The sequence below is a fragment of the Bacillus sp. Je.9.29.b genome (assembly GCF_051129925.1).
GTDB classification, from domain to species: Bacteria; Bacillota; Bacilli; order Bacillales; family Bacillaceae; genus Bacillus; species Bacillus safensis.
Genome location: NZ_JBCPSO010000001.1, coordinates 103,363 through 117,061, shown reverse-complemented (window position 1 = coordinate 117,061; position 13,699 = coordinate 103,363). Strand labels below are relative to the sequence as shown.

Sequence of the window (13,699 nt, the reverse complement as noted above, 5' to 3'; positions counted from 1 at the left end):
AGGGAGAGATTGTGATGAAGCGAACAACGAATTTTAATGCTGGTCCGGCGGCATTGCCGCTAGAAGTGCTTCAAAAAGCACAGGAAGAACTTGTTGATTTTAAACAAACTGGGATGTCTGTGATGGAGCTTTCTCATCGCAGCGGTGAATATGAAGAAGTCCACAATAAAGCAAAAGCGCTTTTGATGGAGTTGATGGACATTCCAGAAGATTATGAAGTCCTCTTTTTACAAGGCGGAGCTAGTCTTCAATTTGCGATGATTCCTATGAACTTCTTACATAAAGGCGAAACAGCTCATTTCATTCAAACAGGCGCTTGGTCAGAAAAAGCATTGTCAGAAGCAAAAGGGTTTGGTCAGACATCTGTGCTTGCTTCAAGTGAAGATGACAACTACTCGTATATTCCAGAAGTAGATGCTTCCGGTTTAACAGATGGTGCTTACTTACACATCACATCGAACAATACGATCTTCGGTACCCAGTGGAAAACGTTCCCGAACACGTCACTCCCGCTCATTGCGGATATGTCCAGTGATATTCTCAGCAAAAAAATAGACGTTTCTTCATTTGATCTCATCTATGCTGGGGCACAAAAAAACCTAGGACCTTCAGGTATCACGATTGTGATTGCGCGCAAACGTTTATTAGAGAAAGAGAAAAGCAGCACGCCGAAAATATTAAAATATTCAACACACGCAAAAGCCAATTCTCTTTATCATACACCACCGACTTTTGCGATTTATATGCTGTCACTTGTCCTTGAGCATGTCAAACAAGCTGGCGGTGTAGAAGCAGCGGAAAAACGCAATGAACAAAAAGCAGGTATTCTCTATGATACCATTGATCAAAGCGGCGGTTTTTATCAAGGACATGCGCGCGCTGACAGCCGTTCGCATATGAATGTCACCTTTACTCTTCGCGATGATGCACTTACTTCTTCCTTTGTGGAAAAAGCAAAGCAAGAGCAAATGGTTGGACTTGCCGGCCACCGTTCTGTCGGTGGATGCAGAGCATCTATTTACAATGCGGTCTCAATTGAAGACTGCCAAAAGCTTGCGGACTTTATGAAAAAGTTCCAGCAAGAAAATGAGTAAAAAGGCTTTTCTATAGGGAAATAAATTTGTTATAATAACGAGAAATATAAAGTCATGACTCTTGCAATAAATGATGAGCCATATTATTGGAGAGTCCTATAAGAGCTTAGCAGAGGAGAGCATAGAAATGAAAACAAAAGAATTAGTGATTATGTCATTGCTTGCAGCAATGGGAGCTGTCTTGCATACGATTTTCCCGCCCATCTTTTTTGGAATGAAACCTGACATGATGCTGGTCATGATGTTTTTAAGCATCATCCTTTTCCCAAAGGTACAGCATGTTGTCGTAATTGCGCTAGTGACTGGCGTGATTTCTGCATTAACAACGGGATTCCCAGGCGGACAAATTCCGAATATGATTGATAAGCCAGTGACAGCCTTTATCTTCTTAGCCCTTTTCTTATCTTGCTTGAAGATAAAGAACAAAGTGGTGCTGACCGCTGTGTTAACTGCGATTGGAACCATCGTATCCGGCGTGATTTTCTTATCTGCCGCTTTATTGATCACTGGACTGCCAGCTGCATTACCGGCACTTCTTGTGGGTGTTGTCCTGCCAGCAGCCGTGATTAATACCATTGCTATGGTATTTGTCTTCCCAATTGCTCAGTCCATTCTGAGACGTGCAAGAATGATAGAAGTTGCTTAACGAATAACCGAACCTCTTCATGATAGATGAAGAGGTTTTTTTCATGCTTTTATAAAAGAAAAAGGGTCAGCAGCAAAATGAGGAGCGAAATTCCTGCACCAGCCGCACACACAAGTGCTTTTTGCTTTAAAACATGTTTTGGCGGATAAGACCCTGCATACCCAAGCTGTCTTGCATAATGAATAGAACCACCTGTAAAAACGATGACGATACACATAAAAACGAACAGAAAGACAGACAACCTTCTCCCCTCCCTTTTCTTCAAAAGTATGCTAAAATAAAGCAAGCTATGTATGGAAGTTCAATGAAGCTGATCGTCAGCTCAGAGAGAACATGCGAATGTGTAAAATTTGACTAGAGGTGATTTGAATGGCTAGTGGACGTTCTTTATTAACAGGATTATTTGTAGGCGGTCTCCTCGGAGGTGCGGCAGTGCTCCTGACGACTCCCTCTTCTGGCAGAGATGTGCGCGGAAAAGTGAAAGACGGCTATGACAAATTCGAAGATACGCTGACAAAATTAAAAAGAGATGGACAAGCTTTAAAAGAGCAAATTGTGGAAACAGCAAAAGAAAGCGCAGAGGTGATTAAAGAAGTCGGGTCTGAATTGCAAACATCGATTCAGCAATGGCGCGAAGAAATCAAACCTCATCAGCAGGACTTACAAAAGGAAATTCAGGAAATTGAGGAAAAGCTCAAACAACTGGAGAAAACCTTACAAAACTAATATACTCACAAAAAAATATTCGTTTACAAAAGTGTGCGGGGTGCGTATCCCGCACTTTTTTTGTTGAAAAAAGGTTATTTTGACAATGTTTTTCATGACTTTTAAAAATTCTTGAATTTTCAGCTTTATTAATCTTTATTTTATTGGCATAATAGAATTACAAGAAAAAGAGAAGTAGGTGAAATGGATGAATCATTCGGAACAGCCTTTCGATGTAAAAGAAGCACTTTTATTCAGTCAAAGAATGGCCCAATTGAGCAAAGCTCTTTGGAAATCCATTGAAAAGGACTGGCAGCAGTGGATCAAACCGTATAACCTAAATATCAATGAACATCATATTTTGTGGATTGCGTATCAATTAAAAGGAGCTTCAATATCAGAAATTGCAAAGTTTGGCGTCATGCATGTATCAACGGCGTTTAACTTCTCCAAGAAACTGGAGGAACGAGGATTTTTAAAATTTTCTAAAAAGTTAAACGATAAGCGCAATACGTATATTGAGCTAACGCCAAAAGGCGAAGAGACATTCCATAAACTACTCGAAGATTATGACCCGGCCCGAACTGGTATTGTCAAAGGCGCACAGCCGCTTCATGACATTTACGGAAAGTTCCCTGAGATTTTAGAAATGATGTGTATCATCCGAAACATTTATGGTGAGGATTTCATGGAGATTTTTGAGAAATCGTTTTCAAACATTGAGAAGGACTTTTTGAATGAGCAAGGAAAAGTCACAAAAAAGACTGAGGAACTCGAAAACTCAGCTGAGGCAGCAGAAAAAGCGTCTAAAACAAATCAAATTGTTTAATGATCTTTATAAATTCATTCATTAGCGGCTGAAAGAGCCCTTGATCATGCAAAGCAAATATCGTCTCATGAACATCCAGCTTTTCAATTAACTGTCCCGCAAAGAGCGCAAGGAGATCGTCAAACATGACGTAGCCTTGTGCTTTTTGCTTATCCATTTCCTCTGAAAGCTCAGCACAAATACGCTCAATTTCCTCTGCCTCTTCTTTCGATACACGCTGCCTGATCAATAACGCATAATATGGATAACGGCTCATATCGGTTGCCGTCAATAAAAGTTCCATATAATATTCAAGCTGGCTCATTCGTTCCTCAATACTCATGTACGTTCCCTCTTTCTCTTAGTCCTTCTATTTTAGCCGAAATTACTCATTGACGAAAGAGACGAACCTCCCCCTTCAGTTCTTTTTTCTTGAAAAATCCAAAGTTTCCTCTCTTTATTCCATATGAAGGCACCATTTTATTTTTTTTCATCAAAACCATTGATTTTTATCCTCAGGAAGAGTAAATTATCTTGAGATATTCAATTCGATTTTTAGATTGGAAGGATGAAAAATGAATTGTTGGAAGACCATTAATCTTGAAAAGGATTATGGTTATACGAGAATGATGATTTCTGCCATAAGTCTTGCTATCCTTTTTTTCATTATGGCATTTTTATGTTTTCAACTGACTCATCCTGAAACGAGGCTAAGCAGCCATAACGCACCGCTTTTTGCCGTGCTCTTACTTGTGACATTGCTTGTCCACCGTGTGGTTCACTTGATCCCAGTGATGAAAAATAAGAAAAAAATGACGCTATTGATGAAACGAAATTGCTGGCAGCGCGTGCCTAAGAAAGTGATGCTTTTTTCACTTCTCAGCCCGTTTTGTGTCATCTCACCGGTTTACTTTGTGTTAGGCGTGGCGTTTCCTATGTACGCACACTATTTTATCATCATCGCTAGTATACATGCAGGCTATTGTTTGCCTGACTTTTTATTTGCATGGAAGCTGCTCAAAGCACCTAAATCCTGCATCATCGATCAAGCTCAAGACGAGTTTGATATTTTAGTTGACCAAACTTCCTCATCATGAGGTTTTTAAAGCCAACTTCTATCTTTTTCATAAAAAATTTGGTAATGTAGTATGGGAATAGCATAGAGAGGGGGGATCTCCGATAGTTTTATTTTACTTCATCGTCTTTGCCGCGTTTATTGTGTATTCAATAAACAGGCTTACTAATACATTATGCCTTGTCAGAGAGATTCCTGAAGAACGGCAAGATAAGGTGTTTCGCTTTATCAATGTATCGATACTGATCTTACTTATCTCATCATTTGTTGAAATTACCATTTCCATTTAAGATCAAAGCAAAAGCTGCCAGTTTGAGGGCAGCTTTTTGTGTATATTTGAATTAGCAAATCCAAGATGCACCGATGATGATCAATAAAATGAATAATACGACGACTAGTGCAAAACCGCCAGCAAAGACTTCTCCTCCCATGTGAAAACACCTCCTGCCAGTTCTTCCTCTGTTCTAAGCTCAGTGTATGCAGAAAAATAAAAAACGTTTAGGCACCTGTCATCGTTTGAAAAAAGAACCGCCCTCACGCACGGCAGGACGGCTCCCTTCTGTCACAGCGATTTAATTAGTAAAGATATGCTGCACCAACGATGATCAGCAAAATGAATAGCACGACCAATAAAGCAAACCCATTAGAATATCCTGCTCCCATATAATTCAGCCTCCTTTTTGTGATCACTATATGTGTATGTCGCTCGCAATTTTTTGACTAGACGAATGCCCTTCCATTTGCATTTCTTTTTACAGCGTGTCACAATATGTTATGATACAAGCAATGATAAATAAATTGGAAAGATTAGGAGTGTTTTTTGAATGAAAAAAATGGCTTTAGCAGCTGTAACAGCAGTAAGTGTTTTAACTCTTGGCGCATGCAGTAGCGGTGATAAAGATGTGATCGCCACAACGAAATCAGGAGATGTCACAAAAGGAGAACTTTATACAACTCTTAAGAAACAAGCAGGTGGAGATGCTCTAAACCTACTTGTTCAACAAAAGGTTCTTGCTGACAAATACAAAGTATCTGATAAAGAAATTGATAAGAAATTGGAAGAATATAAAAAGACACTTGGTGAAGATCGTTTAAAACAGCTTCAAGATGAATTCGGTAAAGATTACATCAAAGATCAAGTGAAATATGAGCTGCTGACTCAAAAGGCTGCCAAAGCTAACATCAAAATCACTGATAAAGAAGTAAAATCGTATTACGATGACCTTAAAGGAAAAATCCGTGCAAGCCACATTTTAGTAGCTGATAAGAAAACAGCTGACGAAGTGGAAAAGAAATTAGATAAAGGTGAAAAATGGGATTCCCTTGTCTCTGAATATTCAACTGATACTGCTTCAGCAGCACAAGGCGGCGATGTAGGCTGGTTCGCAAAAGAAGGCCAAATGGACGAGAACTTCAGCAAAGCAGCTTTCAAACTAAAAGTAAATGAAATCAGCAAGCCAGTAAAATCCCAATTCGGCTACCATATCATTAAAAAGACTGAAGAACGCGGTAAATATGATGACATGAAAGCGGACTTGAAAAAAGAACTGCTTGACCAAAAACAAGCAGACACAAATGAAATCCAAAACATCTTAAACAAATTAGTAAAAGATGCTGATGTGAAAGTAAAAGATAAAGAGCTTCAAAAAACGTTCAAAGAAAAATCTGAACAGCCTGCACAAAATCAGCAGACACAACAGAACCAGTAATCACAAAAAACCCCTCTGCCGTCATCGTGCAGAGGGGTTTTGTATGACGAGATTAAGCAATTGAATGATCTTCATGTGCCGCAGTATCCTGTGATCTTTTCACCTGCTGATTCTGGCGTCTGCGCTCTCTTTCCTGTTCCATTCGCTCGATAAAAATTTCTCCTTCCTTTTCAATAAAGGATTGATCAATTTCTTGCTCCTCTTTGGCTGTTGTCATTAATTTATACGCACAGAAAATAATGCCGATAATACATGCATACACCCACCACGGAAAAAACAACATTTTTTCATCGCCTCCTTTTCTTAAGGACATTCCTCTCTTCCTTTGTGTTACATGCTTATGCGAAAAGAAGACAAGTTATGAAAAAAACGCCCGCATAAACGGACGTTTTGACATGATTATTCGTGATGGAAGGTTGGTTTATAAAACGAACGATTCTCAAGTGCAAAAATACGTTCTGTATATTCTCCTGGTTTCACATGCTCAAGCGCACGATCCATCATGTTCATTTTCGCATCTAAATTATCAATATAGTGGAGAATTTCAGCTTCTTTCACCATTGGTGGTTTCGGGCTGCCCCATTCCCCTTTTCCATGATGACTCAGGACTAAGTGCTGTAAAATGAGAATTTCCTCAGAATCAATGCTAAGCTCTTCCGCAGCTTTCGCAATTTCTGTCACCATAATGGAAATGTGGCCAATTAAATTCCCTTCCACCGTATATGTCGTGGAGACTGGACCCGAAAGCTCTTTGACTTTCCCTAAATCATGAAGAATGATGCCTGAATATAAAAGATCTCGATCTAGTGATGGATATAAGTCAACAATGGATTTTGCTAAATGCAGCATGGACACAACGTGGTAAGCGAGTCCAGAGACAAATTCGTGATGATTTTTTGTCGCTGCCGGATAATCAGCAAATTCCTGTCCATATTTCTTTAGCAGATGCCTTGTAACACGCTGAATATTAGGGTTTTTCATATCAAAGATATATTGCATAATCGTATCCATCATATCGTGTTTTGGAATAGGAGCTGTTTCGAGAAAGTCATCAATTCGAATTTGCTCGTTTTCAGCAACAGGGCGTATATTCCTAAGCTTCAGCTGATTCCTCCCGCGATAATGATGAATGTCGCCTACTACCTTCACAATGGTTTGCGGGCCGTAGGTGATTTCATCATTCTGCTTTGCATCCCATAGTTTCGCCTCAATATCTCCACTTTGATCTTGAAGAATGAGCGTTAAAAATGGTTTGCCATTACTTGCAATCCCTTTAGTAGATGATTTAATTAATAAATGCAGGTCAACTTGTTCGCCGACATCATAGGTCATGATCCCTTTAGCCATTCAATAAAAGCTCCTTCCATGTTTCTGCTCATATAAGTATAACATAAGTCATTATTTGTCAATCATTCAACTGCTAAACTCGTAATCTGTCCATCTTCAGCTGCCTGCGTCATATGCTGATGACAGGTAAAATAAAACAGCTGTGTTTCAAAACGCGTGAGTTCATTAATCAACTCCAGTACTCTTCCTAGACGAACATGATCAAAATGAACGAAGCTGTCATCCATCATAAACGGAAGCTGACATTCCTGCTGATGAGACAAGGCGAGTGCAAAACGAATGGCCAGATAGACTTGTTCACATGTTGCTTGCGAGAGCTCTTCTGGGCGGAATATTCGTCCATCCATCCTTTTCACGATCAGCCGGTCATCCTCTGGTGAAAATAAAATGGCTTCATATCGATCATTCGTTAACGGCTGAATAAAGCGGGAAGCTGTTTGCAGCAGTGCTGGCAGCCTTTTTTCTTTATGTTCATTCATTTTTTCTCGAATGACGGAGCGAACAAGCTGAATCGCCGCCCATTTTTTCGCAAGGTGCTTTGCATGCTCCTGCTCAGCTGAAAGCTGATGAGTCAAATCAGACACCGTACCTGAAGCTTCTATTTGCCGGATTTCCACTGCTCGTTCTGCCAAACGTTTTTCCATATTCGCCGCATTCGATTGTATGTTATTCAGGTGCTGCTTTGCTTCCGCACACTCTTCTTCAAGAAGACGCAATCCTTTACGAACAATCGATTCTTCCTCATCAAAGCAGCCGCTTCTATGCAGCTCTTGATTCAGCTGTTGCAAATGGGAAAGCCGCTCCCGATATTCTTTCGATAGATGGGAAAGAATTTGGTAATCTTTTTTGGACTCTGCCTCTACTTGACGAAAAAGCGCGTCCATTTGTTTTTCGTAATAGTCAATTTCCCCTTCTAGTGTCGTGATCTGCTGTTTCACATGTTGAATCGATACATCCAATGTCTGACGTTCTTTTTCTCTTTTCGCCTCATCTTTCAACATCTCTTGAAAGGCCGAGATGTTCTCTTGAATGGTGCCTTCCTTTCGTTGCAGAAGACTGCTTAACGCTTCCACCCTGTGCTCATAATTGGATTGCTGGCCGGCAAGCTCGTCTATTTCCCGGCTAAGCTCCTCATATCCCGCTGTATTCGTTTTTAATTGCTTCAGGATAAGGAAGGCTTCTACTAGGAAAGAAAGCTCTGAGGACAAGCCCAGCTGTCTTTTCTTTTCCTCTACTTGCTGCTGGACTGGTTCCAGCTCCTGCTCCCAGTCTTCATATTGCCGGATGATCCTTTCGTACAAAAGCTCCTTCTGCCTCACAAGCGTTTCAGCTGAAGCTGCCTGTACTTGGAAGGAATCGAATGTTCCCCCGCCGCTTCCGTGTTTCACCTGTGTCGATTTCAAAAATGGGTAAATAGCAAAGAAGACAAAAACAGAAAACCCTGCAAATAAGAAAGTAACCCACCACTCTGTTAAAAAGAAAAGGACAAGCAGAAGTGCAGCATCAAATATCACCATCACAGGAAATAACCACGCCCGGGAATGAACCCGTTTCTCTTTTGTTCTTGTTTCCCCAGCTTCCACTGAACTGTGCGATTTGGCCTGCTGTTCCTTTAATCCTTTTAAAGCGGTTTCCGCTTCTTCCAGCTCATGTCTTGCATGATCAAACCGGTCATCCAGCTGTGCCTTTCTGTCCATTAAACGAACGTATTGGCTGACAGCCTCCTTTAATTCCCACTCAAATTCAAGGGAGTCGTCAATCTGATCAAGCTTGACTGAACGCTGCCACTTTAGCTTCGCTGCGGCTTCGTCCATTTTTTGTTTTAATGAATCACGTTCTGCTTTACATTCAGCTAAGCGGTTTTTGACACGTTCAGCATGAGAAGATTCATCAACAACACGCTTCATCTCCAGTAATGTATCCTTGTCATAAAGCGGTTGAACTTGTGCCAGCGAGGTTTGCAAATGATCTAATTTTTGCTTTAGTGCAGTCATTTGAGCCTTTTTCGGGTGAAGGTGTGATTCTAATTTATCCAATTCATGCTCTGTTTCTGCTCTAAAGCGTTTGACTCGTTCTGGATAACGGGCTAATTCTTTTTTTAACTCCATCTTCTTCTCTATCATGGGATAAAGTCGAATGTGTTCGTTTAACTGCTGAATCTGTTCTTCTGTCTGCTTCATTTCCTTTTGAAGCGCTGCGATCGTCTCTATTAATTCAGAATGCTCCCGTTTTTTTTCTGTATAACGGCCTTCTGCCAATCTAGCTTGTTTCAGCTGTGCAGCCAGCTCTTTTAAACGATCAAGCTGCTGGTTTAATTCCGGCTTGCGTCCATTTGGTTTAAACAGCTGCTCCTGCCGCTTAAGCAGCCTGCTATCCATCTTGGAGGCAGCATCTGAGCCAAATAAACTTGAGAAAAGGAGAAATTCACCGATTTGATCTTCGTTTAAGGCTTGGACATTTTGCAGACCAAACACATCAAATGAATAGATTGATTGGAATAATCTGCGATCTGTTCCCTTTAAAAGAGTTCGTAGAAATGCTTCATCTTTCACTTCACCATTCGGTAAAAACACCTGTGCTTGACCGCCTCGATCGGACGATCTCTCAATGTGAATGACACCTAACTCCTCATCTAAGCAAGTGAGGGAGCCGCCATAGAAAGATCCTTGTTTCGGCTTGTATATCTTGTTTTTTGAAAAACCAAATAACATCGATTCAATAAACGCCTTCAATGTCGTTTTCCCCGATTCATTCAGGCCGTAAACTAGCTGAAAACCGTCATCAGAAAAGTGAAAGGTTCGATTTGAAAATTTCCCGAAATTCGCTATATGGAGTGAACGTATTTTCATCATACCTCTCCTTTTCTCATAATTGCTTCAGCTGTTCCGTCAGCAGCCTTTGTGCTTCTTCTTTTATATCCAATTCATCCTCTTTTGTGAGCGCTTTTCCTGACTTCCTGTAGATTGGGTGACGCTTGATCGGTGAAAGCAGCTCTTCATATGACTCAAACTGTGCAATTTCTGCTGTTAGTTCCTTCAAAAAAGAATCCTCTGGATAGATCCCATCCTCATTTGTTCGGCAGTCAATTGACATCACCCAAACAAACACATCTTCATCTTCCTCCTGCTCATGAAAAACAGTCAACAGCTCTTCTAGGATCTCAAGCTGCGTATGCTCAAAGTAAGAAGGTGCATCACCTGTCAATTCAATTCTCACAAAATGAGGAACGCCTTCCTCTTTCAGGTCATTTATTTTGCCTTCCACAAGTGTGACAAGATCCGTCATATGAGCCGTTTCTGTGATGTCTATTGCCAGTTTCTCAAAGATGATATCTGCACAGCTGATAAAATCCGCTGCCCGTGAATCTTCGGAAAGGTGAATCAAGTAACAGCCTTTTTCTCCCGTTTCTTTTATATGTCTGCCCTGCACATTACCAGGATAAAGTATATATGGGTCTTCATGCAGGAGGGCTCTTTTATGTATATGTCCGAGCGCCCAATAATCAAAATCCCGTGCTATGAGCTGCTGAAGCTGAAATGGGGCATATGCATCATGTCCTTCTTGTCCGGCTAATGTGCCGTGAAGCATTGCAATGTGATAGGCAGCGTCTGTTGTTTTGACATAATGAGATGTCATATTTTCATAGACAGCCCGCTCTTTGTAGCTAAACCCATAAATACTGGCGACAAGCTGCTCCCCTCGATAATAGGAGTGCTCACTTGGTGTACTGCTCGTAAAGACATGTACATTCTCAGGCCACTCAATCGGTGTCCATTCCCCGCCTAAATGATCATGATTCCCATAAATAATAAAGACTTCAATCCCGTGCGTTTGCAGTCTTACAAACTGATTTCTTAAAAACAGCTGTGCTTTTAAGCTGCGATTGGATTCATCAAATAAATCTCCGCTCAGCAGCACAAAGTCTACCGCCCGCGCAACGGCAAGATCAAAGATGTTCTTAGCACTTTGAAATGTACTTTCTTTGAGCCGCTTAAATATAGAACTAGGTATAGTCGACATTCCTGCAAAGGGACTGTCTAAATGTAAATCTGCGGCATGAATAAAGGTGAGCTTAGTCAAACGTCTATCTCCTTGTCCGATACTGTCATTGTCCATATTTTATCATGCCATTTTTACGAATGCACGTTCTATCACTCTCAATCTAAAAAACACATTTTTAAGGGCTAAAAAAGAGGTTTTGACTTATTCCATGTTTAATTACATTAAAAACAGAGGAAAGGAAGATGAGGAATGGAGAAGACATACTTTTTAACCGTATTTGACCGGTCGGGTGATACTTTATTAAATGAAAAAATCACAGCGGATAGTGATGAGAAAGCAAAGGAATTAGGACGTCATCGCTTAATGGAACAGCAATATACAAAACATTCTCATCGACTCGTTGATCAAGCAGGAAAGCTGCTTTTATTTGAACGTTAAAAAAGCCGGCTTTCGCCGGCCTCATGTTCATTTATGCTTTTTGAAAGACAGGACGTCTTTTTTCTAAAAAGGCTTGTATACCTTCCTTGTGATCATGACTTTTTCTCAGTCTTGCCTGTGCTGCTCTCTCTTTTTGAAGAACTGCTAAGAGCTTTGATTCTGACTGCTGGAAATAGATCATCTTTGTTTCGATAAAGGCTTGAAGCGGCATGTTCATAAATGGCTTCACACACACTTTTTGGTACGTATCGACCTCATCCTGAAACACCCCGTCTGCAAGGCGCAGCTTTAACGCTTCTTCAGCCGGCAGCTTTTGTCCGCTCCAAATCAATTGTTTAGCGGTTTGCTCACTCACTCTTTTTGTGAGGAAAAAATGCCCCCCGCCATCTGGAATTAATCCTACTCCATTAAAATTCATGGCGAGTTTTGCATCCTGATGCATAAACAAGTAGTCACAGCTTAGGGCAAAGCTAAAAGCGAGGCCTGCTGCTGACCCGTGGACAAGCGCAATCGTCACTTTTTTCATACTAGCTAGAGAAAGTGTAATTCCCTCGATCAAATCCATCACACGATGGAAATCTTCTTCACTTTCCTGCTTAAGCATCATCCCAATATCTCCGCCTGCTGAAAATCCTTTTCCCTCTCCCTTGATGACAACGACTTTTGCACTACTTTCCTCCGCTGCATCACATGCTTCTTTGAATTCAGCAAACATGTCCACATGAAAAGAATTATAAGCTTCAGGCCTATTGAAAACGATTTCAAAAACATCCCCGTCTAACTGACAATTGATATATGTCATCATCCATCCCCCTCTTCTTTTAAAAGCTCATCACTTACTTCCATTTCCATCATGTAAAACCTTTTTCTCTAAATAAAAAATTTCAAGATCAATTGATACTAAAATAAGCATAATGATTGAAACAAGAAATATATTTTTATATAGTAAAAAAAGAAAGAAAATAAATTTGAAAGGAGGAGGATGATTGATCAGATGTTCCATCATAATATTGGTTAGCTTCATCGTCATGTTTTCTCCTTTTTCAAATGTCGTTTTTGCTTCACAGGCAGAAGCGAGTACTAGCATGATTTCTCCATCCATTTATGATGAAGAAATCAATGCTGTGAAGACACCTTCATTTTCAAAAAAACATGCTTCATCCATTCTGTTGAAGGACAGATTATCCATGGTGGATGCCAAGACTTTTCTGCCAAAGCCTGCCCCATCAGCTGCATTGTCCATTGATCTATGTTTTTTGGAAATGAAGTGTGCGATCCCCGTTATGTATCAATCTAATTACCTCTACTGATTCATTTTATTTCATCCGCATTTACTATTTGAAAAACACAGCCTATCAAATTCGGAGGGATAAAATGAACATTAAAGAAAATGATCTTCCTGGGATCGGAAAGAAATTTGAAATTGAAACGAGAAATAGAGAAAAGATGACGATTGTGATTCATGATGATGGCAGACGGGAAATTTATCGTTTTGACGATGATGATCCAGATGAAGTGCTGTCTACCATTTCACTCGATGATGCTGAATCCCGGCAAATCGCTGCTATTATCGGCGGTATGGTGTATAAACCGCAGGCACTAGAAACCATTGAAATGGCCTTCAACGACTTGATCATTGAATGGTTTAAGGTGGAAAAAGGTGCAAAAGCGGTTGGACATACACTCGGTGATTTAGATGTGAGACAAAATTATGAAGTCACCGTGATTGCGATCATTAAACATACAAATGAAAAATTACTCAACCCTGGTGCCGATTCGATTATTCAAGCAAATGATACGATGGTCATTTCGGGCGAAAGAAAACACTTGAAGCGATTGGTACGTGATTTTCTTTCTAGAGGGGGAGAGTGATGA

19 protein-coding genes are annotated in these 13,699 nt (G+C 40.5%); 10 read left to right on the top strand and 9 right to left on the bottom strand.

The window, feature by feature from the left end:
• Nucleotides 1-14 precede the first annotated feature (14 nt).
• Both serC and AAZR19_RS00635 read left to right on the top strand, forming a co-directional pair.
• Nucleotides 15-1,094, top strand: coding sequence for a 3-phosphoserine/phosphohydroxythreonine transaminase (gene serC, locus AAZR19_RS00640; RefSeq protein WP_076839436.1), 1,080 nt, complete (start codon nt 15-17; stop codon nt 1,092-1,094).
• 127 nt (nt 1,095-1,221) lie between these two features.
• Complete coding sequence (locus AAZR19_RS00635; protein WP_024425455.1) at nt 1,222-1,740, top strand: tryptophan transporter; 519 nt, start codon at nt 1,222-1,224, stop codon at nt 1,738-1,740.
• 49 nt (nt 1,741-1,789) lie between these two features.
• Here the strand turns inward: AAZR19_RS00635 and AAZR19_RS00630 are convergent, their stop codons facing one another.
• Nucleotides 1,790-1,981 (bottom strand): hypothetical protein, encoded by a 192-nt coding sequence (locus AAZR19_RS00630; RefSeq protein ID WP_024425454.1) that lies wholly within the window; start codon nt 1,979-1,981, stop codon nt 1,790-1,792.
• Between the two features lie 128 nt (nt 1,982-2,109).
• Here AAZR19_RS00630 and AAZR19_RS00625 point away from each other — a divergent pair, with 128 nt between their 5' ends.
• Together AAZR19_RS00625 and AAZR19_RS00620 are read left to right on the top strand one after the other, a co-directional pair.
• Nucleotides 2,110-2,466: a YtxH domain-containing protein gene (locus AAZR19_RS00625; protein WP_024425453.1), complete on the top strand. Its 357-nt coding sequence runs from the start codon at nt 2,110-2,112 to the stop codon at nt 2,464-2,466.
• 187 nt (nt 2,467-2,653) lie between these two features.
• Nucleotides 2,654-3,274, top strand: a complete 621-nt coding sequence (locus AAZR19_RS00620) for an HTH-type transcriptional regulator Hpr (RefSeq protein WP_024425452.1) — start codon at nt 2,654-2,656, stop codon at nt 3,272-3,274.
• Here the strand turns inward: AAZR19_RS00620 and AAZR19_RS00615 are convergent.
• Entirely contained in the window at nt 3,252-3,596 is a 345-nt protein-coding gene (locus AAZR19_RS00615; RefSeq protein ID WP_041109967.1) for a YhaI family protein, read from the bottom strand. The two genes, AAZR19_RS00620 and AAZR19_RS00615, sit on opposite strands and share 23 nt — an antisense overlap.
• A 232-nt stretch (nt 3,597-3,828) precedes the next feature.
• Here AAZR19_RS00615 and AAZR19_RS00610 point away from each other — a divergent pair, with 232 nt between their 5' ends.
• Nucleotides 3,829-4,350 carry a DUF3267 domain-containing protein gene (locus tag AAZR19_RS00610; protein WP_024425450.1) on the top strand — a complete coding sequence of 174 codons (522 nt, stop codon included), beginning with the start codon at nt 3,829-3,831 and terminating at the stop codon, nt 4,348-4,350.
• Between the two features lie 82 nt (nt 4,351-4,432).
• Nucleotides 4,433-4,618, top strand: coding sequence for a hypothetical protein (locus tag AAZR19_RS00605; protein WP_072368131.1), 186 nt, complete (start codon nt 4,433-4,435; stop codon nt 4,616-4,618).
• Between the two features lie 51 nt (nt 4,619-4,669).
• On the opposite strand, the gene AAZR19_RS00600 is transcribed toward AAZR19_RS00605, so the two are convergent.
• Together AAZR19_RS00600 and AAZR19_RS00595 are read right to left on the bottom strand one after the other, a co-directional pair.
• Nucleotides 4,670-4,759 (bottom strand): YjcZ family sporulation protein, encoded by a 90-nt coding sequence (locus AAZR19_RS00600; RefSeq protein WP_017360317.1) that lies wholly within the window; start codon nt 4,757-4,759, stop codon nt 4,670-4,672.
• A gap of 145 nt (nt 4,760-4,904) precedes the next feature.
• A complete protein-coding gene (locus AAZR19_RS00595) occupies nt 4,905-4,991 on the bottom strand; it encodes a YjcZ family sporulation protein (RefSeq protein WP_008361129.1) in 87 nt (28 codons plus the stop codon).
• A 161-nt stretch (nt 4,992-5,152) separates the two neighbouring features.
• Here AAZR19_RS00595 and AAZR19_RS00590 point away from each other — a divergent pair, with 161 nt between their 5' ends.
• Nucleotides 5,153-6,037 carry a peptidylprolyl isomerase gene (locus AAZR19_RS00590; RefSeq protein WP_024425449.1) on the top strand — a complete coding sequence of 295 codons (885 nt, stop codon included), beginning with the start codon at nt 5,153-5,155 and terminating at the stop codon, nt 6,035-6,037.
• Nucleotides 6,038-6,089: 52 nt separating this feature from the next.
• Here the strand turns inward: AAZR19_RS00590 and AAZR19_RS00585 are convergent, their stop codons facing one another.
• From AAZR19_RS00585 to AAZR19_RS00570, 4 genes are all read right to left on the bottom strand, one after another.
• Complete coding sequence (locus tag AAZR19_RS00585) at nt 6,090-6,320, bottom strand: sporulation YhaL family protein (protein WP_024425448.1); 231 nt, start codon at nt 6,318-6,320, stop codon at nt 6,090-6,092.
• Between the two features lie 116 nt (nt 6,321-6,436).
• Complete coding sequence (gene yhaM, locus AAZR19_RS00580; protein WP_024425447.1) at nt 6,437-7,384, bottom strand: 3'-5' exoribonuclease YhaM; 948 nt, start codon at nt 7,382-7,384, stop codon at nt 6,437-6,439.
• 62 nt (nt 7,385-7,446) lie between these two features.
• A complete protein-coding gene (locus tag AAZR19_RS00575) occupies nt 7,447-10,233 on the bottom strand; it encodes an AAA family ATPase (RefSeq protein WP_434702079.1) in 2,787 nt (928 codons plus the stop codon).
• Nucleotides 10,234-10,249: 16 nt separating this feature from the next.
• A complete protein-coding gene (locus tag AAZR19_RS00570) occupies nt 10,250-11,464 on the bottom strand; it encodes a metallophosphoesterase family protein (RefSeq protein ID WP_434702078.1) in 1,215 nt (404 codons plus the stop codon).
• A 171-nt stretch (nt 11,465-11,635) separates the two neighbouring features.
• Here AAZR19_RS00570 and AAZR19_RS00565 point away from each other — a divergent pair, with 171 nt between their 5' ends.
• Nucleotides 11,636-11,824: a YhzD family protein gene (locus AAZR19_RS00565; RefSeq protein WP_041109960.1), complete on the top strand. Its 189-nt coding sequence runs from the start codon at nt 11,636-11,638 to the stop codon at nt 11,822-11,824.
• A gap of 31 nt (nt 11,825-11,855) precedes the next feature.
• Here the strand turns inward: AAZR19_RS00565 and AAZR19_RS00560 are convergent, their stop codons facing one another.
• Nucleotides 11,856-12,629, bottom strand: coding sequence for an enoyl-CoA hydratase (locus tag AAZR19_RS00560; protein ID WP_083703964.1), 774 nt, complete (start codon nt 12,627-12,629; stop codon nt 11,856-11,858).
• Between the two features lie 181 nt (nt 12,630-12,810).
• Here AAZR19_RS00560 and AAZR19_RS00555 point away from each other — a divergent pair, with 181 nt between their 5' ends.
• Nucleotides 12,811-13,134: a potassium:proton antiporter gene (locus AAZR19_RS00555; RefSeq protein ID WP_229137060.1), complete on the top strand. Its 324-nt coding sequence runs from the start codon at nt 12,811-12,813 to the stop codon at nt 13,132-13,134.
• A gap of 64 nt (nt 13,135-13,198) precedes the next feature.
• Nucleotides 13,199-13,696: a cation:proton antiporter regulatory subunit gene (locus tag AAZR19_RS00550; protein WP_024425442.1), complete on the top strand. Its 498-nt coding sequence runs from the start codon at nt 13,199-13,201 to the stop codon at nt 13,694-13,696.
• Nucleotides 13,697-13,699 lie beyond the last annotated feature (3 nt).